General features: G+C 58.5%; 23 protein-coding genes. 13 read left to right on the forward strand and 10 right to left on the reverse strand.

Annotation, left to right across the window (positions count from 1 at the left end; translation table 11 throughout):
- Positions 1-5: 5 nt before the first annotated feature.
- From D0B32_RS04360 to D0B32_RS04385, 6 genes are all read right to left on the reverse strand, one after another.
- Positions 6-1,292 (reverse strand): amidohydrolase family protein, encoded by a 1,287-nt coding sequence (locus D0B32_RS04360; RefSeq protein ID WP_117332424.1) that lies wholly within the window; start codon positions 1,290-1,292, stop codon positions 6-8.
- A gap of 62 nt (positions 1,293-1,354) precedes the next feature.
- Positions 1,355-2,524, reverse strand: coding sequence for a Gfo/Idh/MocA family protein (locus tag D0B32_RS04365; protein ID WP_117332425.1), 1,170 nt, complete (start codon positions 2,522-2,524; stop codon positions 1,355-1,357).
- Positions 2,517-3,299: a sugar phosphate isomerase/epimerase gene (locus tag D0B32_RS04370; RefSeq protein WP_117332426.1), complete on the reverse strand. Its 783-nt coding sequence runs from the start codon at positions 3,297-3,299 to the stop codon at positions 2,517-2,519. Before D0B32_RS04370 ends, D0B32_RS04365 begins: the two co-directional genes overlap by 8 nt.
- Positions 3,300-3,355: 56 nt before the next feature.
- The gene (locus D0B32_RS04375) at positions 3,356-4,225 is read right to left on the reverse strand and encodes a carbohydrate ABC transporter permease (RefSeq protein WP_117332427.1); all 870 of its coding nucleotides are present in this window, start codon (positions 4,223-4,225) and stop codon (positions 3,356-3,358) included.
- The gene (locus tag D0B32_RS04380) at positions 4,222-5,166 is read right to left on the reverse strand and encodes a carbohydrate ABC transporter permease (protein ID WP_117332428.1); all 945 of its coding nucleotides are present in this window, start codon (positions 5,164-5,166) and stop codon (positions 4,222-4,224) included. Before D0B32_RS04380 ends, D0B32_RS04375 begins: the two co-directional genes overlap by 4 nt.
- Before the next feature lie 48 nt (positions 5,167-5,214).
- Complete coding sequence (locus tag D0B32_RS04385) at positions 5,215-6,510, reverse strand: ABC transporter substrate-binding protein (RefSeq protein WP_117332429.1); 1,296 nt, start codon at positions 6,508-6,510, stop codon at positions 5,215-5,217.
- A 318-nt stretch (positions 6,511-6,828) separates the two neighbouring features.
- On the opposite strand from D0B32_RS04385, the gene D0B32_RS04390 reads away from it, so the two are divergent.
- The 11 genes from D0B32_RS04390 to D0B32_RS04440 all read left to right on the forward strand — a co-directional run bounded on the left by D0B32_RS04390 (position 6,829) and on the right by D0B32_RS04440 (position 15,720).
- Positions 6,829-8,733: a PAS domain S-box protein gene (locus tag D0B32_RS04390; RefSeq protein ID WP_117332430.1), complete on the forward strand. Its 1,905-nt coding sequence runs from the start codon at positions 6,829-6,831 to the stop codon at positions 8,731-8,733.
- A complete protein-coding gene (locus D0B32_RS04395; protein ID WP_117332431.1) occupies positions 8,733-9,344 on the forward strand; it encodes a response regulator transcription factor in 612 nt (203 codons plus the stop codon). Before D0B32_RS04390 ends, D0B32_RS04395 begins: the two co-directional genes overlap by 1 nt.
- A gap of 66 nt (positions 9,345-9,410) precedes the next feature.
- A complete protein-coding gene (locus D0B32_RS04400) occupies positions 9,411-9,827 on the forward strand; it encodes a response regulator transcription factor (protein ID WP_117332432.1) in 417 nt (138 codons plus the stop codon).
- Positions 9,828-10,220: 393 nt separating this feature from the next.
- Complete coding sequence (locus D0B32_RS04405) at positions 10,221-10,541, forward strand: SH3-like domain-containing protein (RefSeq protein WP_117332433.1); 321 nt, start codon at positions 10,221-10,223, stop codon at positions 10,539-10,541.
- A 3-nt stretch (positions 10,542-10,544) separates the two neighbouring features.
- Positions 10,545-11,237: a nitrile hydratase subunit alpha gene (locus tag D0B32_RS04410; protein WP_117332434.1), complete on the forward strand. Its 693-nt coding sequence runs from the start codon at positions 10,545-10,547 to the stop codon at positions 11,235-11,237.
- Positions 11,234-11,596, forward strand: coding sequence for an SH3-like domain-containing protein (locus tag D0B32_RS04415; RefSeq protein WP_117332435.1), 363 nt, complete (start codon positions 11,234-11,236; stop codon positions 11,594-11,596). Before D0B32_RS04410 ends, D0B32_RS04415 begins: the two co-directional genes overlap by 4 nt.
- A gap of 17 nt (positions 11,597-11,613) precedes the next feature.
- The gene (locus tag D0B32_RS04420) at positions 11,614-12,321 is read left to right on the forward strand and encodes an aquaporin (protein ID WP_181969707.1); all 708 of its coding nucleotides are present in this window, start codon (positions 11,614-11,616) and stop codon (positions 12,319-12,321) included.
- 101 nt (positions 12,322-12,422) lie between these two features.
- A complete protein-coding gene (locus tag D0B32_RS04425) occupies positions 12,423-13,475 on the forward strand; it encodes a HoxN/HupN/NixA family nickel/cobalt transporter (RefSeq protein WP_117332436.1) in 1,053 nt (350 codons plus the stop codon).
- A 299-nt stretch (positions 13,476-13,774) separates the two neighbouring features.
- Positions 13,775-14,080 carry a hypothetical protein gene (locus D0B32_RS04430; RefSeq protein WP_117332437.1) on the forward strand — a complete coding sequence of 102 codons (306 nt, stop codon included), beginning with the start codon at positions 13,775-13,777 and terminating at the stop codon, positions 14,078-14,080.
- Between the two features lie 88 nt (positions 14,081-14,168).
- Positions 14,169-14,675: a GNAT family N-acetyltransferase gene (locus D0B32_RS04435; protein WP_117332438.1), complete on the forward strand. Its 507-nt coding sequence runs from the start codon at positions 14,169-14,171 to the stop codon at positions 14,673-14,675.
- A gap of 259 nt (positions 14,676-14,934) precedes the next feature.
- The gene (locus D0B32_RS04440; protein ID WP_117332439.1) at positions 14,935-15,720 is read left to right on the forward strand and encodes a TIR domain-containing protein; all 786 of its coding nucleotides are present in this window, start codon (positions 14,935-14,937) and stop codon (positions 15,718-15,720) included.
- Positions 15,721-15,840: 120 nt separating this feature from the next.
- Here D0B32_RS04440 and D0B32_RS04445 read toward each other — a convergent pair whose 3' ends face one another.
- On the reverse strand, positions 15,841-16,725 hold the full coding sequence (locus D0B32_RS04445; protein WP_117332440.1) for a hypothetical protein: 885 nt from the start codon (positions 16,723-16,725) through the stop codon (positions 15,841-15,843).
- 325 nt (positions 16,726-17,050) lie between these two features.
- Between D0B32_RS04445 and D0B32_RS04450 the strand changes: the two genes are divergently transcribed.
- Positions 17,051-17,641 carry a TetR/AcrR family transcriptional regulator C-terminal domain-containing protein gene (locus D0B32_RS04450; RefSeq protein WP_117332441.1) on the forward strand — a complete coding sequence of 197 codons (591 nt, stop codon included), beginning with the start codon at positions 17,051-17,053 and terminating at the stop codon, positions 17,639-17,641.
- Between the two features lie 51 nt (positions 17,642-17,692).
- Here D0B32_RS04450 and D0B32_RS04455 read toward each other — a convergent pair whose 3' ends face one another.
- Together D0B32_RS04455 and D0B32_RS04460 are read right to left on the reverse strand one after the other, a co-directional pair.
- Positions 17,693-18,805, reverse strand: coding sequence for a nitronate monooxygenase family protein (locus D0B32_RS04455; RefSeq protein WP_117333455.1), 1,113 nt, complete (start codon positions 18,803-18,805; stop codon positions 17,693-17,695).
- Positions 18,806-18,809: 4 nt separating this feature from the next.
- A complete protein-coding gene (locus tag D0B32_RS04460; protein WP_117332442.1) occupies positions 18,810-19,553 on the reverse strand; it encodes an SDR family NAD(P)-dependent oxidoreductase in 744 nt (247 codons plus the stop codon).
- 261 nt (positions 19,554-19,814) lie between these two features.
- Here D0B32_RS04460 and D0B32_RS04465 point away from each other — a divergent pair, with 261 nt between their 5' ends.
- On the forward strand, positions 19,815-20,201 hold the full coding sequence (locus tag D0B32_RS04465; RefSeq protein ID WP_117333456.1) for a response regulator transcription factor: 387 nt from the start codon (positions 19,815-19,817) through the stop codon (positions 20,199-20,201).
- Between the two features lie 229 nt (positions 20,202-20,430).
- Here the strand turns inward: D0B32_RS04465 and D0B32_RS04470 are convergent, their stop codons facing one another.
- Entirely contained in the window at positions 20,431-20,772 is a 342-nt protein-coding gene (locus tag D0B32_RS04470; protein ID WP_117332443.1) for a DUF4148 domain-containing protein, read from the reverse strand.
- Positions 20,773-21,068: the final 296 nt, after the last annotated feature.

Here is a 21,068-nt window from a genome sequence, read left to right on the forward strand (position 1 = left end):
GGGCATCACTGGTCAAGCTCGGCGAACACCGGCGCGCTCGCAGAACGGCGTGACGATGCATGGACGACCCCGTCTTTCATGATCATCGACAGATGCCCGGGTCCGACGAGCACAGATGGATCAATCAAAGGATTTCCATCCACTAGCAGCATGTCGGCCAATGCGCCTTGCCTCAAAACGCCGAGTTCACCTTTGTAGCCCATCAGCTCACCGCCCACCGCGGTTGCGCATCGCAAGGCTTCTGCGGGCGTGTAGCCAAACAGATTCACAAAGTGCCCGATATCGCGCGCGTTCTGCCCCATCGGCGTCAACGTGAAGCCATAGTCACCGCCGATCACCACGCGGATACCGCGGCGCCGCATTTCCTTGTACGTTGCAATCGTGTGCTCCATCTTGCGCGGCAATTGCATCTTCTGCGCGACTTCCCGAGTTAGCCCAACACGGTCGCCCTCGTATAGCGCATTGTGCAAAAGACCCACTGCGGGTCCGACGAATACGCGGTCTTTTACGCTCTCCAGCATATCGAGCGCTTCCTCGTCCGCGAAATCGCAGTGGTAAATGCAATCCACACCCGCACGCACGGCCCGTTTGACCGATTCGGCCGCGCGACTGTGGCAGGCCACGCGCTTGCCCCAATCGTGCGCCACCTCGACACCGGCGCGCAGCTCGGCCTCTGTCATCGAGACCACTTCGGCGCGCGCATGACTGACGAACTCGTCGCCCGACACGCAAAACTTGACGTTGTCGACGCCTTCCCGGCAGCAAAGCCGCACGGCCCTGCGAATCTCGTCTTCGCCATCCGCAACGAGGCCGAAGCTCTCGGCATGCATGTGTTGCTTGCGCTCGTCACCCAGCCCACCCGTCACGGTGATTTCCGGTCCCGCCGCGCGATAGCGCGGGCCTGCAAGATAGCCGTCGGCGATTTCCTGACGCACGACCACGTCGAGCCGCATCTTCGCAGAAGCGGCGGAGAAGCAGGAGGTGAAGCCGTGTTCGAGCAGGAACGTTGCGTTTCTGCAGGTGCCGAGCAGGTGTTCCTCGGGCGGAATCTCACCAAGATCCTGATTGCGTGCGGGCCCAATGAAACTCAAATGACAGTGCCCGTCGATCATGCCCGGCATCAGGAACCGGCCACCGCCATCGACGACATGAGCGGCCCGCCCCGGATCGATCTTTCGTTGACCCGCGACCACTGCGGCGATGCGATTGTCTTCGACGAGCACTTCACCCTCGAACGGGGCATCCTGAATCCCGTCCCAGACGTTGACATTGCGAAACAGGTAAGCGTTCATGCTGTTCTCAACCGGTAAAGGCGCGATGACCGTCATCGCGCGACCACAAAGCTGACGGAGCGCTAGTTCCCGACGATTCGCGCGATATCGTCCTCTGATGGCATCCTCGGCAGTGCAACGTCTGCCGTCGATAGCATCAGCGGTTGTTGCTGCCGGGCGGAGACGAGAATGCTCTCCATCGCATCCAGCACATGCAGAACCAGCGTGGGCGACGTAAAGGGCTCACGATCCATACGCACGGCATCCACCAGATCGGCCGCGCCCGCCATGCGATAGTTCGTCAGCGTGACTTCCTTATCGAGCCTGTATTTGTCTTTCACTTTCCAGTGAGGTGCGCCCAGCAAAAGCTGCGAGGTGTCGAAAGGCGTTTCCTGACCGTGCCTGTCGCGCAGGATAGGTGTGCCGCCGAACATGTTCGGATCGGGGACCACGAGTGTGCCCAGGGTGCCATATACCTCGATAGGCGCGCCGCGACCGTGATGCCATACGTCCCAGCTCATCGATAGACTCGCCTTCGCACCCGAGCGAAAGTCGAGCAGGGCATGGTAGGTGGTCGGAGTGCCGACCTGGATGACCTGACCGTGATTCCGCCCTTGTGCGGAGACGGTCCGTTGCGCGAAACCGGTAGACGAGATGGCGCTGACGGACTGGATGGGGCCCAGCATGCAGACGAGCGCCGCGATGTAGTAGGGGCCAATATCGAAGACAGGCCCACCGCCCGGCTGGAAGTAGTTGTTTGGCGAAGGATGCCAGTGCTCCATGCCGTGCGTCATAAAAACGGCCGACGCGGAGACAATTTCACCAATGGCGCCTTCGGCCAGCAGTTGACGGCACTTACGATGCGCGGCCCCTAGCAAGGTGTCGGGCGCGCCTGCCAGCTTGCGACCGTATCGCTGCGCGGAAGCGACGATACGCTTTGCCTCCTCCAGGGTCACGCCAAGCGGTTTTTCACTGTAGACGTGTTTGCCCGCCGCGAAAGCGCGTTCGGAGATCGCGGCGTGTGCCGCCGGCGGCGTGAGGTTGATCAGAAACTCGATATCGTCTCTACCGAGCAATGTATCCAGACTCATACCTGGGATACCGAACTGTTCTGAACGTGCCTTTAGATTCACGGGATCCGTGTCGACGAGCGCGGCCACTTCGATGGTTGGAAAGGCATGGGACGACGACATGTACATGTCCAGTACATCGCCACAGCCAATGATGCCGATTTTCGTGCGCGGGTTAGTCATGGTTCATTGCACCTTTGGCGACCACGAAGTCGCGCGCACGTTGGGCGACCTGACGCCAGTCTGCCGGGTTGTCATGCTCGACGACGAGATGATCGGCAGGCGTCGTGGCGAAGAGAGGCCAGATAGCGTCCCAATCCACCATGCCGTCGCCGGGTGGTGTCCAGCCCCCCTCGCTCGATGTACCCGGAGGCGCGGTGTCTTTCAGCTGAATCGCGACAATCCGCGGCGCGTATTTCTTGAGTTCGGTATAGGGATCAGCCCATGCCCGCGTCACCCACGCAAAGTCGATCTCAAAGCCGACCTGCTCACCAGCGGCTTCGAGCATCAGGTCAATCGGTCGGGAGCCATCTTCAAGCGGACGATATTCGAAATCGTGGTTGTGCCATGCCACGCGCAGATCATTGGCTTGCGCCAGCTCGGCGCCCTTTGCAAGCTGCTCGCCAATCCTGCGCCACCCGTCCGCATGCACGGGACGATCTTCCGGCACCACGAATGGCGGAATCATCAACGGCGAGTCACCGAGCGTGTGGGCGATGTCGATAAACCGCATGGGCTCGTTGATGAGACCGCGCAACGGCATGTGAAAGCCGAGGCACTCCAGCCCGGCGTTGTCGATGCGCCTGCGAAACTCCTTCGCATTGGTGTCGAAATCTGGCAGCCAGGGTTCGACCGCGTCGTAACCCATTGCGGCGAGTCCTTCGAGCACTTCATCTTGCGGTGGAAAATTTCTCGTGGAATAGAGCTGAAACGACAGCTTGTAGGTCGGCGACGTCATAGCGTTGCAATGTCCTGTTTGAACGGTTAAAGGGCGATGTCACTAAAAATGAGCGGTCATTTCACGGCGCCGGCGGTGAGCCCGCGCTGCCAGAACCGTTGCATGAAGACGAAGACGAGAATGGTTGGCAGCACGCTGATCATTGCGCCGGTCAGGATGATCGTAAAAAGCGTCTGGCCGCCGCTTGCGTTGTGGGCGATGGAGTACCAGTTCGACAAGCCGACCGTGATCGGCAGATACTGGGTTGAATTCAGCACCACCAGTGGCAGAAAGTAGTTGTTCCAGGTCTGCACGAACGACAGCAGGAATACCGTAATCAAGCCTGGTGCCATGAGCCGGAAGGCGATTCTCGTGAAGATCACGAACTCGTTCGCACCGTCGATGCGGGCGGCCTCGAGCAATTCGGTGGGCACGCTTTGTTCGATATAGACACGCATTAGAAACACGCCGGGAACGTAGAGCATCATCGGCAAGATGACTGCAAGAGGCGTATCGACCATGCCCACCTTCGCCAGCATCAGAAAGATCGGGATGGCGAGCACCGTCTGCGGCACCATCAAGGCACCGAGAATCAGGTTGTACAACGCATCCCGGCCGCGAAACCGGTACTTGGCGAAGGCATACGCCGCCATCGCGCAAAGCAGGGTGGCACCCGTTGCACACACGGTTGAATAGAGCAGCGTATTGGCAAGCCAGCGGAAATAGATGCCGCCGTCATACGCCGCGAGACCCCGCAGGTTCTGCAGCAGATGGAATTCACCGAACGAGAGGCCAAACGTGGTGTACAACTCGCGCGCGCTCTTGGTTGACGCGATCAGCAGATACACGATCGGGAAGATCGAATAGATCAGCACGGCTGACATCAGCAGCGTATTCAGGCGCCGATAGCGGTAAAAGCTCGCAGTCTGGTAACCGGCCATGCTCATTGCGATTTTCCTTTCTTGCGGTTGCTGATCCAGAGGAACAGGTAGGACAAAAGTCCCGTAATCAGCGCGATCAGGAAAGACACAGCCCCCGCGTAGTTGTATTGCTGGCTGCGAAATGCCAGCGAATACGAAAAGATGTTCGGCGTGAAGTTGCTGGTGACGACGTCGCGTGCCTCGGGCTGCAACAGGAACGGCTCATTGAACAACTGAACCGTGCCGATGATCGAGAACAGCAGGGCTGTGATGACGGCATCCCGGATCAGGGGCAGCTTGATATAGAGCGCCGAGGTCCAGCGATTGGCGCCGTCGAGCGTCGCCGCTTCCATCAGGTCATGCGGAACGGCCTGCAGCGCCGCGTGAAAGATGATGAAGTTGTAGCCCAGGTATTGCCATACCGAGATGTTGGCGATGGAGGTCACGATGTTGCTGCTGCTGAGGAGATCAGGCGGCCGTATCCCGAACATCTCGCAGAGCTGGGTGATCAGGCCGTAGTTCGGCCCGTACAGATAGCCCCACAGCAAGGTTGCGATGACGCCCGGAATGGCATACGGAATGAAAATGCCGATCCGGAACAGCGACGTGGCATGAACCATATCGCTGTCGAGGATCAGCGCGGAAAACAGCGCCGCGCCGATCAGGATTGGAATCATCCAGAGGCCAAAATGCAGGACGTTGAGCACCCCTTCCCAGAAACGTGAATCGTTGAGTGCCCGTGCGTAGTTTTCCAGGCCGACGAAATGTTGGCCACCCACGATGCCGGTTTTGAACAGACTGAGGTATCCAGCGTAGAGCGCGGGAAGAATGATGAAGCAGACAAAGAATAGCAGAAACGGCAAGACGAACAGATAAGGCGCGAGCTTCAGATTGTCGAACCGCTCCCTGATCAGGCGGCGATGCGCTGACGGCTCATGCACGACATGCTTCTGAACGCCGGTGTTCATCAATCACTCCTCCTTGTACGCCGCTAAGGATGTGTCTGCTCCATGACCTCAGGCGCGAACCGTGAAACCCTGATCCTTTGCATACGCAACCACCCGGTCCTGAATCCGGCCAAACGCCTGCGACAGCGTGCGTGCACCTTTACCGGCCTGCGGGAGTTCGTCGTTCATGACCTGCTGCACGTAGTCTTCAAAGGGAGAAAACCGGTAAGGCACGGTCATCTCTTCGATGGCCGCGAAATTCACTTCGTTCACTTTCTGGTTGCCGCACATGGGCTGTTCGATATCGCGGATGCTGGGGTCGCTGATCAGCTTGCGGGTGGACGGAGTGAGAAACTGCTCACGTACGTAAAGCTCGGTGGGTGCGCGGTTGGACATCATGTATTTGATGACTTCGAGTGACTCTTTGGGATGCTTCGTGCCAGAAAAGACGCCGAACATCGAGCCACCGAACGCCGTGCTCAATGTGTTCTGTGGCGTGAGATGGGGCATCTTGGCGACGCGCCATTTGCCAAAGCTCTTGTTCGCATTGGTGCGGGCGTAGTTCGGGAACCAGCAGCCGGCCATGATCTGCAGATACCGGCCGCTATCGAGGGCCATGAAGAAATCCGCGGTTGAATCGGGTTCGGTGCCGACCAGTTTGGCGTCGATGAGGCGTTGCCAATAATCCGAGAATGCTTTGGAAGGCGCGCCGTTGAGGTTGATGGAAATATTTTCGCCATCAATCTCGAATCCGCGGGCGCCGCGTTGCCAGATCATGCCGGTCGTCCACCCCGCGCTCGTGAGAAACATGTTGGTCAGATACTGGCTGTTCGATTTCGATCGGACCTTTTCCGCAGCCGCGGCGAATTCATCCCACGTGGCCGGCGGGTTGATACCCCATTCGCCGAGGATATCTGCTCGATACATCTGGATCATGGGTGCGACGTCGAGCGGCAGTCCTAAGGTCTTGCCATTCACGACACATTGCGAAATCGCGCCATTGACGAATTGACCGCGCACGTCAGCGACTTCTTGCGAAATGTCGAGGAACGCATTGACCGTGTTGAGGGCAGGCAAGTGGGCATATTCGAGCATCGCAATGTCAGGACCGCCGCTATGGGCGGCAAGTGCGTTGCGTAGCTTGAGCGACTGGTCCGCGCTGTTGGTGACCGGCGCGCTCACCACACGAATGCGATTCTGCGACTTGTTGAACAGGTCGACCTGATCCGAAAACTTGGGGATCCACTGCCAGATCACGATTTCCACCGGTGCCTGCGCGCGAACCGTGGCTGGGAGACTTGCCGCAATCGGTGCAGCGAGCGCGCTACCCGCTGCTTTGAGGAATGTACGACGATCGACAGTCATGTTCGTCCTTTGTCTCACTGTAGGTGTAGTGGGCCAACGCAGTTCAGGCACGCGGCTCTTTATGGACCCGATACGCCAGCTTCGGCTTGTTGCGATGCAACGTATTCTGTTGGCGTGACCAGGTCTCGGGCTTGCCCTGGCGGTTTCATGCGGATATTAGCCACGCGACGTGTCCATCGCCATCACATGTTTCTATGTCAGTAAAAACACCAAGACTGCAACGCTCGACTCACCGCCAGCGCTAACCGATGATAGTGGTAAGCGCTGCTTGACAAACTACGGTCATAGCTCGCAACTGGCGCACTTTCGATCCTTGCGATGCCTTTCACTCATCTGTTGCCTGGCCTGGCGTATTGCGCAGCCTTCGTATTGGGCCTGCTCGTTGCGAGCATTGCCTGCCTGTGCTCGCGTGCAATCTTGCGACGCAGCATTCCCGACGAGCGGGTGCGTCATATCGTGGAAGTCGCACCGATCGGCGTGTTGTCCGTCGATGCGCGCGGACGCATAAGGGGAGCGAATGCCGCGATTGAAAATATGTTTGGCTTTAGCCGCACCGAGTTGCTCGGTGAACCTGTATGGATCGTTCTGCCCAAAGCGAATCTGGAGTCGTGCGCCGCCATGCAGGCGCCAGCACTGCGACGCGACGGTACGCGCTTTCTGGTTGAATTTGGTTTTGCGCCAGTCGAGCAAGGGCAACGCGGATCGGGGACGGCTTTCGTGCGCGATCTGAGCCGGCAAAATGCGGCCCGCGAAGCGCTGGTGGCGAACAACGAAAAGTTGAGTTTGATACTGCAGATGCTGCCGGGTTTTGTGTGGAGTGAGCGCGCAGGTGGTGAACTCGACTATCTGAATCAGCAAGCCAACTATCTGGAAGCGCTGAACGCAGAAGAGCCATTCGACTGGAACAGCATGGTGCATCCCGACGACGTCGCGCTCAAACGCAAGGCGCTCGATGCAATGATGCAAACAGGGGAGCCGTGTGAATATGAGTTTCGTCTGCTGGGAGACGATGGCAAGTACCGCTGGTATCAGGCCCGCACCGATGCACTTCACGATGGCCGGGGCACGGTGGTCCGATGCTATGGCCTCGCGTGGGACATCGATACGCGCAAGCGCGTGGAGGCGGCGCTCGAAGCGAATGAGCGTGAGCTTCGCCTGATGGTCGAAACCATCCCCGGCATGGTGACCGTCAATGATGCGACGGGTCAGCTGGAGTACGCCAATCAGCGCCTGCTGGAATTCGTGGGGCGAAGTTTCCAGCAACTCTATAACCGGGGCTGGCCGATCCTGCACCCGGACGATATGGAAAAGGATGCCAGAGAATGGCGGCGCTGCGTCGAGGCAGGCGTACCGATGGAAGCGACATACCGGTTGCGCCGCTACGACGGTGAATATCGCTGGTTCGAAGTGCGGGTGCAGCCGCTGCACGATGAGCGGGGTAAGGTGACGCGGTGGTATGGTCTTTTCATTGATGTCGATGACCGGCGCAAAGCAGAAGAAGCCTTAAGGACAGCGCAATCGCGTATCTCTCGCGCCACCAAGATCGCCACGGTCGCCGAGCTGTCCGCGTCCATTGCGCACGAAGTAAATCAGCCGCTGGCGGCAATCGTAACCAATGGTCACGCATGTCAGAGCTGGCTTGCGAGCGACCCGCCGAATCTCGACCGGGCCCGCCAGGCCGCGGAGCGTGTCGTCAGAGACGGAAATTCGGCGGCGGATGTGGTGGGCAGGATACGCGCGCTGTTCAGGCAGACCGCGCCAGCGAAAGCGAGACTCGATTTGAACGTGCTGGTTTCCGAAGTCCTGCGCCTGTTCGAGGACGACCTGGCTTGCAAGTCCATTCTCCTCGTGTCGGAGCTTCACTATCCGTTGCCGCATGTGTGGGCCGATGGGCCGCAGATCCAGCAGATCATCACCAACCTGATGAACAACGCGATCGAAGCGATGGATGGCGTGGAGGTGGTGCAACGGCGGCTCACGGTCCGGACATGGTCCGATGCGGATGGACGCGCCTGTGTGCAAGTCAGTGATGGCGGACGGGGAGTCGACGACGTGGAGAGAATATTCGAACCGTTCTATTCGACGAAGGACAGCGGGATGGGCATGGGATTGTCGATCTGCCGATCAATCGTCGAGGCGCATGGTGGCAGGCTATGGGCTGCGAGCCTTCAGCCACACGGCACCGCGCTGGAATTTTTCATTCCCCTCGAGGTGCATGGGTAATGGCACAGCCCGACCAGATTGTCTACATCGTCGACGACGATCGCCGCATTCGCGAAGCGTTGTCCGATCTGCTGCTGTCGCTCAAGATCGCGTCGATTGCGTTCCCATCCGCGGTCGAGTATTTCGATTACGAACGTGCTGATGTGCCGGCATGCCTCATTCTCGACGTACAACTTCCGGGCGCGAACGGGCTCGATCTGCATGCCCAGTTGATCGAGGGAAATCATCCCCCCGTGGTGTTCATTACCGGATATGGCGACATTCCATCCTCCGTTCGTGCAATCAAGGCAGGCGCAGTCGATTTTCTCGCCAAACCGTTCAGTCAGAGCAGTCTATTGCAGGCGGTCCAGGCCGCATTTGAACAGGATCGAGTGGCGCGCCGCCACCGCGCGGAAATGGGCGATGTGCGTGGACGTTTCGCCACGCTCACACCACGCGAACGCGAAGTGCTGGGGCTGGTGGTCAGCGGTTTGCTCAACAAGCAGGCGGCGTCACAGTTGGGCATCAGCGAAGTCACGTTTCAGATACATCGAGGTCAGGTGATGCGCAAAATGGCGGCCGGTTCGCTTGCCGAACTCGTAAAGATTGCTGGCCGGCTCGGCATCTCGTGAGACCAGTCCTCTTCCTGGAAGTGAGCGGGCTAGACGCGTCCTCGCGACGCACAGAGGCAGGCGCCAATGGATGAGTCGAAGCGACGAATCGTGGCGGTGGTTGACGACGACTATCGGGTGCTCGAGTCGCTCGAGAGTCTTTTGGCATCCTCGGGATTGACGGTGGTCCTGTTCACGTCGCCCGAAGATTTCATACGCGAGTTCGAATCGCTTAACGTGGATTGCCTCATTTCGGATATCGACATGCCGGGATTGAGCGGCGTCGAACTACGACGGCACGTACGCCAACGCCAACCCAGGATGCCGGTGATTTTTATCACGGGGCGCTACAGGGTCGAGGATTTCGCCGCGGAGCTCAAGGACGATCATCACCTGTTCTTCAAGAAGCCGTTCGACGTATCGCAGTTGCTGGCAACGGTAAGAGGGGTACTAAATCAGGCGGGGTGTGATGCCGCCCCGGGAGCGCAGGACGTCAGTTCTTGAGCGATCAGGGTAGCGCGTTTGTCTGCTCTTTTAAAACGGGTCCTTATTTGCTTTCTTGCTCCTTTCATTTCCATGACCTCGCGCAGTGCCAACCACTTTCAACTGTCAGATTTCCGAAATATTGGGACGAAGGCCGACGCTGCATTGATACGTAGAGTGCGATCTTGACTCTAGGTATCGTTTCACTAGAATCAATTCCAGCACTTGCGCAAAACACGATCGTTTCCGTAGTCGTTCCGAAAGGAAGCGACTGAGAATCCGCAATCAAAATTCCCAGAACGTCGGATTTCTAATTGATTCCTCAGCCCTGCTAGTCGAGCGTAGCCACGCTCAGGTGTGCACCCTGTCCGAAAACCGTCAACCGCGTAACCGGCCGTTGTGGAGGAAGTTAGCATGCCAGAACAACCAATCGTCTACAGCCTCGGCGAAAAGCCAATCTTCAGGCCAGGCGACGCGGTCCGCATCGGGACTCGCTCGCCCATCGGACATTACCGCCTGCCTCTCTATCTGCGTGGCAAGAAGGGCTCGGTTGAGCGCGTGATCGAGCCGGTCGCGGTGGACAATGAGGAGGAGGGGTACGGTCACAATGCCGGGCGGCGGCTGCACTACTACCGCATTAGTATCCCGATGACGGAGATCTGGCCTGACTATGCGGGGCCGCCGCACGACGGTTTGCGGATCGAGGTCTACGAAACCTGGCTCGAGAGGATCTAGGACATGGCGAACAAACGCAAGTCCCGCGAGCATGGCCACGATAATGACCATGCCCACGATCACGCCCACGGCGATCAGCACGCGGAGATCGCCCAGAGCAGCAAGCCCGGCTATTACGACATGCTGGAGACCGCGGTGCGCGAACTCCTCATCGAGAAAAAGCTGATCGGAGCCGACGAGATCCGTCGACAACTCGAGGTGCTCGACTCGCGCACGCCCGCACTCGGTGCGAAGGTTGTGGCGCGCGCGTGGGTCGATCCGGAATTCAAGGCACGGCTCCTCGCCAACGGGCGCACTGCCTGCGAGAAGGAATTCGACATCAGCTTCTATGACGACACGCAGTTGATCGTACTGGAGAACACGGACAAAGTGCACAACCTGATTGTGTGTACCTTGTGCTCCTGCTATCCACGGCCCGTGCTTGGGTTGCCCCCAGACTGGTACAAGCTGAAGCCTTACCGGTCACGCGCAGTCATCGAGCCGCGTGCGGTGCTCGCTGAGTTCGGAACGATCATTCCGGACGATGTCGAGGTGCGCGTTCACGACTCGACGGCAATGGTGCGTTACCTGGTGCTGCCAAGACGTCCGGATGGTACAGAGAGTTATAGCGAGGAGCGGCTGGCATCGCTCGTGACGCGAGACACGATGATTGGCGTCGTGCCGGCGACCATAGACACAGACAGGGGGCAACAATGACCGACACGGCCCATCTCGTGACCCGCTTGCCAAACGACGTCGGCGGTCAATCCGCAGAGCCTGTCCAGCGGGTCGAGCACGCGCTCGAGCCTTGGGAGAAGCGCTGTCACGCGCTTGCCGACGTGCTCGACTTTCACAAACTGATCAACACGGAAGAAAAACGTTGCGGGGTAGAGGCACTCGGGAGCGAGATGGTCGGCAAGCTCTCGTACTATGAGCGATGGATCGTGGCCTTCGCCAACATCCTGTTCCGCAAAGAAGTCCTCACGCCAACCGAGTTGGCGCTCAAGATGAAGGAGGTCGAAGCGCGTTGGGAAGGCCAGCAGGCGCCCGGCGATGCCGGTTCATCCCACTCATAACAATAACAACAGCCCGTATGGAGACCTGCTTCTTCGAGAAGGACCCGACTTCGTCACTCGCACCCCGTGCGCTTGCGGAGGGAATCGGTACATGCCTGCTGATGCTCGTTGCGGCGAGTTCGGGGCTGGTCGCCCACAGGCTGCTTCCTGACAGTTCGGCGCTCGCGCTCGCGGCCAGTGCCTGCGGAATCGCGGGTTCCCTGATCGGCCTGATCGTCGCGTTCGGTTCCGCCTCGGGTGGCCATTTCAATCCACTGATCAGCGGCCTGCAATGGCTTGCTGGCGAGCGAAAACTCAGTTGCGCCGTCGCTTATATAGTCGCTCAACTGATCGGCGCGATAGTGGGCGTGTTGCTGGCCCATGCCATCTTTGGGATGCCTGAGCAAATCGCGAATCCCGAGACGCCGAACTGGGCGTTCGTTGTCAGCGAACTGATTGCCTCGTTTGGCCTGATGATGATCGTCTTTGGCTGCGCCCGCAGCGGTCGGAAAGACGCCGGTCCTTTTGCGGTTGGCGCATGGTTGTTTGCGGCGATCATTGCGACGCCATCGACCTCATATGCCAATCCTGCGATTACATGTGCGGCTCTATTTGCCGACGGTCCGATCCGGCTGGGTTCGAGCACCGCCGGTCTCTATCTGCTAGCGGAACTCGCTGGCGCGCTGATCGCCTATCTGGCATTCCAGACTATCTATCCGCAGCGCGATCGCGAAGCGACCTCCTAGGCCACAGATGGGGTTCTGATGCGCTGCCTGCAGTTGTATCCGGCCGGGCTCTCATGCCTGAGCCGGTTTGCTGAGGCGGCTGCCACTGGAGGGCGCGATTCATGCTCAGAACTTTAAAGCACGTCTTCAACGACAGTTCCGCCGATGTCCGAGGCAAGGTCATCGGCATTTACTTCTTTCTCATCGTCGTGAATCTGGGCGCGTGGGCGTGGGCACTCATCGCGTTTCATAGCCGTCCCATACTGCTCGGCACCGCGCTGCTTGCCTATGGCTTTGGCCTGCGGCACGCGGTCGACGCAGATCATATTGCCGCGATCGACAATGTCACGCGCAAGCTGATGCAGGAGAACAAGCATCCTGTCGCGGTGGGATTTTTCTTTTCCATTGGCCACTCCCTGGTACTGCTCATCGGCACCGTGGTGATCGCCCTCACAGTCATAAGCCTGCAAAACGGCTTCGATTCGTTCAACAATATCGCGGGCATTATCGGCACGCTCGTCTCAGGCGGCTTCCTGCTGCTGATGGCGATTCTGAACCTTTCGGTGGCCCGCGATGTTTACCGAACGTACCGTCACGTGCGTCGGGGTGGTGACTACGATGACGACAGCCTGAACATTCTGCTCGGACGGCGAGGCCTGATCGCCCGCACGCTTAGACCGCTGTTCCGGCTGGTCAGTCAGAGCTGGCACATGCTGCCGGTCGGCTTTCTGTTCGGCCTGGGATTCGACACGGTGACCGAAGTGAGCCTGCTCACCGTCGCCGCGACCGAGGCCAGCAAGGGATTGCCGATTGCGTCGATTCTCGCGTTTCCCGCCTTGTTCTCTGCCGGTTTGTCGCTGATCGACACAACCGATGGCATCCTCATGCTCGGTGCCTACGGCTGGGCATTTGTGAAGCCGATTCGCAAACTCTATTACAACCTCACCATCACCATCGTTTCCGCCGCGGTGGCGGTCCTGATTGGCGGGGTTGAAACGCTCGGGCTGATTGGAGGGGAGCTGAACCTGCAAGGCTGGTTCTGGGACCGCCTGAACGATCTGAACAACAATTTCAGCCTGTTGGGCTACGGCATCATCGGGATTTTCGTGGCGGCCTGGGTCGTCTCCTTTCTCGTGTACCGCTGGAAAAAACTGGATGAGGTGGAGATTGGTTAGATTTCTGGCTTAGCCGGCAGCCGATTTGAGTACACGGGGTAGTTCAATCTATGCGCCTGGCGCTGTGGCTGGGTTACTTTTGCAGTTCCCAACGGCAGGTTCAATCGATCATGATCGCGATGATCCAGACCTCAAGCTGGAACGTTCAATTCTATTCGCTTTGCGGCGAACGGCAACCCCACTGTTGTTTCGAACCCATCACCCACACCGCGGCCATGCAAGGTTGGTGTGGATGTGTAACGATAGCCGTGCAACTCGCACCTGTCTGAAGACACTAGACAACTCAACGGGGAAGATCGATGAGAGAAAATGCCGAGACGCTATTCGTTGCTTCAGAGGACATCGCAACAGCGTTGAATCTTCTGGAAAGCATTGAGGTTGAAATCGGATTCGACAGCGATGATCCGGAAAGTGTCGAGCAGGCGATTCTCGCCGTCGAGGAAGCGATCAATACTCGACTGAGCTCCCATCGCGGCGATTCACGCATTGAATCTGCCATCCTTCGCTTCAAACTGGACTTCCGCTGCGCGATCCTCGACCAGGCCTTGTCCGATGAAGACGAGGACGAGGATGATGTGATAAGCAGCGTCCACACTCTTCAATGAAGTTTTTGTGTCCAGGGCACCCGATCGGCAGTTGGGGTCGGGCGGGCAGCGTAGCGAGGTGCTGAACTGGAATGCCCCGAGCGCTTCTATGAATACAGAGTTGAGCCCCGTGCTGATTCGGCCCACCACGGAAGAAGACTGGGAAAACTTGAAGACGATTCGTTTGGCCGCGCTGCTTGACAGTCCAACGGCCTTTGGATTGAGCTACGCCACCGCCGCCACGTATACCGATGAGCAATGGCGCGAACGGGCATCGCCTCAAACGCATCCCCAATTTTTTCTTGCCCTGAGGCAAGGGCAAGCGATGGGTCTTATCGGCGGCGCCGAAAACGTCTCGGGTGAGTACAACCTGATAGCTATGTGGATCCGGCCTCAGGATCGAGGCATGGGCATCGCGAGCCGCCTGGTCAATGCAATCAAGGCACGCGCAATCGAACTCGGGCATCGAAGAATCGTCTTGAGCGTCTCGCCGGACAATGCCGATGCGGTGAGAATGTATCGTCGGCAAGGATTCACATTTCTGCCCGAGTGGGAGCCGCTGGCCAGTCAACCTGGAGTCAGCGTGCAAAAGATGGAATGGAGGAGCGACCGCTGACCAGTAGAGCCAGTTGTCTGGACGTATATGTGTCGGTGGTCGGATCAGACACGCTGACCTCCGCGAATAGTCATGCGCATTCACGTGTGCGATGCCGCACCGACCTCTAGGTCCGCAGTGTGTATTTAGACGCTTGTAACCGATACACCGCTGAAGCTGAGACTCTCTTTAGCAGAAGGCGCGTGTGTCCGCTGGAGTCGCGTGGCCGCTCGGCCTGGACCCTTCTACATTGCAAGCTTTGCGGAACGAGGAATGCCAAATGGAAAACAGTTCACCGGCTGAAAAGCGATACGACGTGAGCTTGTCATTTGCAGGGGAGGACCGTCCGTACGTCGAACTTGTTGCTGGTCATTTGAGGATGCGAGGCATTCGTGTTTTCTATGACGCATTCGAAGATGTCGAGCTGTGGGGAAAAGATCTGATTGAAAGATTCGCCCAGATATATGAGCGCGAATCCGAGCTGGTTGTAGTTTTCATATCTGAGGCATACAAACAGAAGGCGTGGACAACACATGAAAGGCGGCACGCGCTTTCCGCTGCTATTCGATCGCGCCGTGAATACATCCTTCCCGTTCGATTCGACGCTACCCACCTCGATGGATTATCTTCTTCGGTTGGATATATCGATGCCACAAAGACCCCGGCGTCTGCGCTGGCAGAGCGCATAATAAGAAAGCTTGCTAGTCTCGGAATTGCTACGGCGCAATCGCAAGAAAATATTGACTCTTCGAACACAGTGACTATAGATGCGAGGTCGTTTATGGATGATCCCGCCGCCCTGTACGAGTTGCCTGTGTCGAGATTCAAAAATCTCAGCAGTTTTCTGAATGAAATATATTTTTTAATCAAAACGAAAGTGACGCCATTCAGGTATGGTGAATCATGGATTTTGCGTGATGAAAGTGCCGGGATGGTTATCAAGAACAGTCGGATGATTTATGGAAATACCTGGGATCGAGAGGAGCCAGATACCCGACCGCTCTCTCAAGCTGGAATTAATGCGGGTGCAAGATTAACAGTCGAATCGGTAAGTCATGCAAACTAGACTGTCGTTAAGGTAGTGGCAATGCTACCGTGGAAGCAGCCGTTGCCCATCTGGTGATCCAGACGGCGGCCACGTGTCGATCTACGCCGATTGCGGAAGTGCAGCTTTCGCCGTAAGCCGCTATCTGCCAACAGCGGCGCCTGCATCAGCAGGACCTTTCGGGGCTACGAGATTGCGCCTGGAAGCCACCTGGCGGAATTCACAATGACGCATGTTCAACAGTGAGGGGTTGATCCCATTGGCAACTTCACCGGTCTCCGTTGCGATCCACTGAGCCCCAGCGGCAGTCGCATCGTTCACGCGCCGTGCCATGAGCGCGCGTTGGCCGCCACGACGCCGGTGGGACTCGAGCATGCTGCCCATACCCAACCACGCATGGGTGTCGTGGATGAACAGCGCGCCCCCGCCTACGGGTTGGGTTCCATCGAACACACCGTATAACTTCCAGCGTACGCGGCCGTGGATTGCACCAATCCACGTGGCAAAGTACCCGGGCAAACCGAAGCCTTGGGTAATCGCGGTGGCGATGCCGTCAACCGTCGCGTCCGTAGACAATTCGACCCGCAATGTCGTCGAGCCGCCGTCAGCGACGCCCGATTGCCGGAGCATCTTGGCCCAGCTCGACAACGGCGCGGGCGTCCAGCCTTCAGCCTCGAGTTGGCGTCCCAACGACTCTGGCGTCGCGCCTGGGTTGATGTGTAGCCACCAGTTTTGAACACCGGCCTCGACAAATATGCTTGTTATCTGCGCGATGTTTTTGGGGCTCGCGGGCACAGAAAGTCCAAGACCAATTGCGCGATTGAACAGCGTCAATCCTGCTCCGGGAGCGAGCAGAACCGTTGCGTCGGCTACGTGGTGCCAGGCAACACCAAGGCTGGTGCGGATAGCGGGCGATGCGCTGTCATAGAAGTCCGCCCACGCGCGTGCCTCAATCCTGTCGGCGAGAATTGCCAGCTCTGATGGGGTTTTCACGTGCGAGGCGCTGTCGTTGTCGAGATGTGTCATGTCGTTTATCGAGCATCCGGTTCAGCAAGCTGCGTTCATGCGCGATTGCGGTTGGGGGCATGCGCAGCGCGGCTTCGCGGACCGTGCGTTTGGGCGTTGGCGTCATGACCTCGTTCAGAGGCAACGAATGCGGTACGGCACTGCCCTCGATATGCAAAATCTTACGGTGTAAAGTGGCGCACTGCCCGGATTATACGCATACTTCGAAAATAACTTTGCGGTGTAAAAAAACGTGATACGCACTTCGCGCAAGCAACTGTCCCGGAAGCCTGCGGCCACTGAGTCATTGGCCCGGATTCGGCTCGACCGCGGGCGAATTTCGCGTATGGCGCTCGACCTGATCGACAGAGAAGGTCTTGAGCGCTGCTCGATGCGTCGAATCGGTCAGGAACTTGGCGTCGAAGCGATGGCGCTTTATCACCATTTCAAGTCCAAAGCTGATTTGCTCGATGCGGTGCTCGAACTGCTTGCGAGCCAGATACACATTCCCGAACGCGGCAGCTGCACGCCGATCGAACGCATTCGGGTGTGCATGCGAAGTTACCGCCAGCTTGCGGTGCGTCACCCTCGCGCATTCACGCTGTTAGCCGGTCGCCGCTTCAAAACACATGGCGCGTTCGATATCTACGAGAAAGTGCTGTGCATGTATGCGGACTGCGGTCTGTCGCCTGAGCGACAGGCTCACTGGTTTCGTCTCATCGGTGGATTCGCCAACGGTGCGGGGATGGCTTACGTGGCGAGCATCGAACACAACCCTTATCCCAGCACATTGCGTTTGCAGCACGCATCCGAATCCATTCCGCTCCCGCATGTCAGCGCGGCAGCGCCTTTTCTGCGCGTCGAGGGTCTCGATGCTGCTTTTGAGTTTGGTCTCGACATTCTTCTCGATGCGCTCGAACGAGGTGGAAGGGCGTAGATCTGGATTGCCTCATTGCCGTGCGAGACCGCTCCGATGCAGTCATCATCGCTACTGGGGCAAGACGTTTTTCCCGCCGATCACCTCCAGGGCTTGCGCGGCAACGCTGCGGGTAATTTCGGCAGCGGGCAAAGCCTTCGCCAGACTCGCTGCCTGACCGCTCCAGAGCGGCGTAAAGTCGTCAGCTCCGTTTTGCTCACAATGGTTCCGCAAAGGCGCGAGTGAGAGGCCGGCGAGCGGGAACGGCGGAGCATCGGTGGAAAGTGGACCGAGTGCTCGCATTGCGCGATTGACGACAGCTCGCCCCGGTCGTCCCGTGAATATATTGGTGAGTGCAGTGGACTCGTCGCTGGCCCGTTCTATTGCCATCCGATAAAGAAGCGGCAATTCGACTTCTTCCGCGAGCAGATAAGCGGAGCCCATTTGCACGGCGGACGCGCCCAGCATCAGTGCTGCTGCCAGGCCGCGCCCATCTGCTATGCCACCCGCGGCGATGACTGGCACGCTGACGGCGTCGACAATCTGCGGCACCAACGCGAACGTCCCTGCCTGCGTGTACAGTTCGCCAGGCAAAAACGTGCCACGGTGACCACCGGCTTCAGTGCCCATTGCGATGATCGCGTCGCAGCCTTGCTGCTCCAGCCACCGGGCTTCGCTGACGGTCGTGGCCGACGAAATGATTCTGGCGCCTGTCGCACGGACCCGAGCCACAAGCGACGCCTCGGGTAAGCCGAAATGGAAGCTGACCACGCGCGGCCCGAGTTGCTCGACGACTTCACAGAACGATTCGTCAAACGCGTGAACGCCGGCACCGCGCGGAGGTGCCGTTACTGGCGGCAGAGGCGGCACATGCGGCAGGCCCGCAGCACGCGCATACGCATCGACGCGCTGCTGCCAGACGGACATCCGATGCGGGTCGAACGCAGGCGGCGTGTGGCAAAAGAAATTCAGGTTCAATGAGGCTGCCGTCTGCGTGCGCATCGACGCAACAGCGCTGCGTATCTGCTCGGGGCTGAGCAAAGCGCAGGGCAAGGAGCCCAGTCCTCCGGCACGCGCCACCGCAGCCGCTAGTCGAGGATTGCCAACGCCTGCCATGGGCGCCTGAATGATCGGCAGTTCGATGCGGAACAGCGACAGGATCCGTTCATCACGCCAGGTTTTCATCATTTCACCAGACACCCGCGGTTGAACCGCCGTCAACCGGCACGATGATCCCCGTAACGAAACTGGACCCGAGCAGGTAAAGCACCGCGTCGACCACGTCTTTCGTGGTTCCCACCGCGCCCGACGGCGCGAGCGCACGGTAGTGCTCGACGGCACCCGGCTCGTGTAACGGCGTGTCGATGACCCCCGGCGCGACCGCATTTACTTTGACGTTGTGTGCCGCGAGTTCAAGTGCCAGCGCACGCGTTGCGGCGTTAATACCGCCTTTCACCAGAGCGGGAATGACCGATGGAACGCGAACGTTCGGCTGCATCGCAATGCTCGCCGTAATGTTGATGATATGTCCTGCTCGATTCTCCGACATATGCGTTGCCGCGAGTTGAGCCGGATAGAAGAACCCTTTTAAAACGGTATTGATCAGCAGGTTCAGGTCTTCTTCGGTGTAGTCGCCCATCGGTTTGGCGATAAACGCCCCTGCGCAATTGACGAGGATGTCGACGCTACCGAATTCCGCGATTGCCTTCTTGAATAGGGCGTTTGCAACGGCCGGGTCGGCAATGTCGCCCGCCACGTGCACAAACCGCGGCGTGTTGCCCAGCAATGTTGCCGCTGCCGCCAGGCGATAGTCCGTGCGCCCATTTCCGACTACGTTAAAACCCATTGCGACTAATGCTTCCGTAATGGCAAAACCAATGCCGCTGGAGGCGCCTGTGACGATGGCGGTTCGATTGCAAGAGGGCGTGTTCATTGGATATTTCCAGTCCGAAAAAGGGTTTGCAGCGAAAAGGGCGACCAGATGAAGACTAATCAATCCAGGCGTATCCACGAACCCTCAATCGACTCGTAATCATGTTTTATCGTCTCAAGTTCAGGTGCGGTGCCAAGCCCCAACCCCATACTTAAGTAGTATTTCCGGCCTTCCGAACAGTCGATACCCTGTCCAGTCATCGGAGCGTTTTTGTCGCTTTGGCCCAGCCGGTTACACGGTATTTTTTCCACAGAGTTCCAATTGCATACTCAATCGGACGAGATTATTGCCATTGTGGACGACGACCAGGCCATCAGGGTTGCCATCGCGGGTCTCGTCCGGTCGATGGGATGGCAGGCGGAACTGTTCGAGTCCGCGCTCGCCTTTCTGCAGTCGCCGAACATTGCACGAACGGCCTGCGTGGTATCTGACGTGCGTATGCCCGGCATGTCCGGCGTCGAGATGCACGACCGGCTTTTGCAGCTAGGTTATCGATTGCCAACGATCTTTGTCACGGCTTTCCCCATTCCGGAGCTCGACGAGAAACGTGGCGTGCCCGGAGTCATCGCCATCCTTCTGAAGCCCATCGATCCAACGGTCATGGCTGAGCATCTCGAGCGTGCGCTGGCTGCGTCCGGCAACGCCTGAGGGGTTCCGTTACTCCACGTTGTCCGATGCGACTGTGGGGTGACTTGAGTGCGCCCTGATGGGCATTTGCGTTGCAGGGGACTTGAGACGAATGAATGGGTAGCCAGGCCGTGAAAGCATGTGCGTATGTATCAATCTTCGCGCTTGCCTTCAGCCCGTTGCGGGTGAGTGCGTGTGACTCTGCAGCCTGCGAGAATCCGTCATCCTGGCAGGCTGCGTGTTTTCTTCTTCAACCGCCGAAGTACGTTGAACAAAAGCTGACAGGGCCCTCACAAGAGCTGGCCATTGTCCGGCCGGTGCGCCGCCCTGATTCGGAGCGGCTTTCGGAACCACCCACGCTGCCCGTTGCCACAGGTGCAGATTCGGTGCTCACTTTCGCTTCGGCTGCCTGAATATCAGCGGGATAGTGTGTCTCATTGCCGGTCGACGGCGAATAACCGGCCTGTTCCAACTGGATCAGTTCTGCGCGAACCACGGCGCGTGTGGTCGTGCTGCCGGATTGCTGAGCGAAGCCGCTCAACGGGACGAGAAGAATGCTGGCTGCAAGGACAACGGAAGTGAAGGACTTCATAGCAACTCCTTAAGCGCGGTGGGCGCGATTGATTGCCGGGGTGAACCGGCGAGGTCATGCACGGACGTCAAAACCGCTGAACGCTGGTCGCCTGGTTCGGCGATCCGGTTGTCGGCGTTTGCGTTCTGCCGTGCTGTAACCATCGTAGAGAGACTATGAAGCCGATACTATTCTCCGAACGTCGGTGGCTCCCGGCTATTCGGTGAGGGACCTAATACCAAGGTCTGGGTAGGGACCCGAATGCTGCCGTGCCCGGCATGTTGACAGGGCCGCGGGATGCGCGGACGCCAGCCTGT

This window comes from Paraburkholderia sp. DHOC27 (assembly GCF_003429005.1).
Lineage (GTDB): Bacteria > Pseudomonadota > Gammaproteobacteria > Burkholderiales > Burkholderiaceae > Paraburkholderia.

Excerpts from the sequence above, each read along its gene's own strand:
- D0B32_RS04360 (WP_117332424.1), bottom strand. The coding sequence starts at position 1,292 with ATGAACGCTTACCTGTTTCGCAATGTCAACGTCTGGGACGGGATTCAG.
- D0B32_RS04365 (WP_117332425.1), bottom strand. The coding sequence starts at position 2,524 with ATGACTAACCCGCGCACGAAAATCGGCATCATTGGCTGTGGCGATGTA.
- D0B32_RS04370 (WP_117332426.1), bottom strand. The coding sequence starts at position 3,299 with ATGACGTCGCCGACCTACAAGCTGTCGTTTCAGCTCTATTCCACGAGA.
- D0B32_RS04375 (WP_117332427.1), bottom strand. The coding sequence starts at position 4,225 with ATGAGCATGGCCGGTTACCAGACTGCGAGCTTTTACCGCTATCGGCGC.
- D0B32_RS04380 (WP_117332428.1), bottom strand. The coding sequence starts at position 5,166 with ATGAACACCGGCGTTCAGAAGCATGTCGTGCATGAGCCGTCAGCGCAT.
- D0B32_RS04385 (WP_117332429.1), bottom strand. The coding sequence starts at position 6,510 with ATGACTGTCGATCGTCGTACATTCCTCAAAGCAGCGGGTAGCGCGCTC.
- D0B32_RS04390 (WP_117332430.1), top strand. The coding sequence starts at position 6,829 with ATGCCTTTCACTCATCTGTTGCCTGGCCTGGCGTATTGCGCAGCCTTC.
- D0B32_RS04395 (WP_117332431.1), top strand. The coding sequence starts at position 8,733 with ATGGCACAGCCCGACCAGATTGTCTACATCGTCGACGACGATCGCCGC.
- D0B32_RS04400 (WP_117332432.1), top strand. The coding sequence starts at position 9,411 with ATGGATGAGTCGAAGCGACGAATCGTGGCGGTGGTTGACGACGACTAT.
- D0B32_RS04405 (WP_117332433.1), top strand. The coding sequence starts at position 10,221 with ATGCCAGAACAACCAATCGTCTACAGCCTCGGCGAAAAGCCAATCTTC.
- D0B32_RS04410 (WP_117332434.1), top strand. The coding sequence starts at position 10,545 with ATGGCGAACAAACGCAAGTCCCGCGAGCATGGCCACGATAATGACCAT.
- D0B32_RS04415 (WP_117332435.1), top strand. The coding sequence starts at position 11,234 with ATGACCGACACGGCCCATCTCGTGACCCGCTTGCCAAACGACGTCGGC.
- D0B32_RS04420 (WP_181969707.1), top strand. The coding sequence starts at position 11,614 with ATGGAGACCTGCTTCTTCGAGAAGGACCCGACTTCGTCACTCGCACCC.
- D0B32_RS04425 (WP_117332436.1), top strand. The coding sequence starts at position 12,423 with ATGCTCAGAACTTTAAAGCACGTCTTCAACGACAGTTCCGCCGATGTC.
- D0B32_RS04430 (WP_117332437.1), top strand. The coding sequence starts at position 13,775 with ATGAGAGAAAATGCCGAGACGCTATTCGTTGCTTCAGAGGACATCGCA.
- D0B32_RS04435 (WP_117332438.1), top strand. The coding sequence starts at position 14,169 with ATGAATACAGAGTTGAGCCCCGTGCTGATTCGGCCCACCACGGAAGAA.
- D0B32_RS04440 (WP_117332439.1), top strand. The coding sequence starts at position 14,935 with ATGGAAAACAGTTCACCGGCTGAAAAGCGATACGACGTGAGCTTGTCA.
- D0B32_RS04445 (WP_117332440.1), bottom strand. The coding sequence starts at position 16,725 with ATGACACATCTCGACAACGACAGCGCCTCGCACGTGAAAACCCCATCA.
- D0B32_RS04450 (WP_117332441.1), top strand. The coding sequence starts at position 17,051 with ATGGCGCTCGACCTGATCGACAGAGAAGGTCTTGAGCGCTGCTCGATG.
- D0B32_RS04455 (WP_117333455.1), bottom strand. The coding sequence starts at position 18,805 with ATGAAAACCTGGCGTGATGAACGGATCCTGTCGCTGTTCCGCATCGAA.
- D0B32_RS04460 (WP_117332442.1), bottom strand. The coding sequence starts at position 19,553 with ATGAACACGCCCTCTTGCAATCGAACCGCCATCGTCACAGGCGCCTCC.
- D0B32_RS04470 (WP_117332443.1), bottom strand. The coding sequence starts at position 20,772 with ATGAAGTCCTTCACTTCCGTTGTCCTTGCAGCCAGCATTCTTCTCGTC.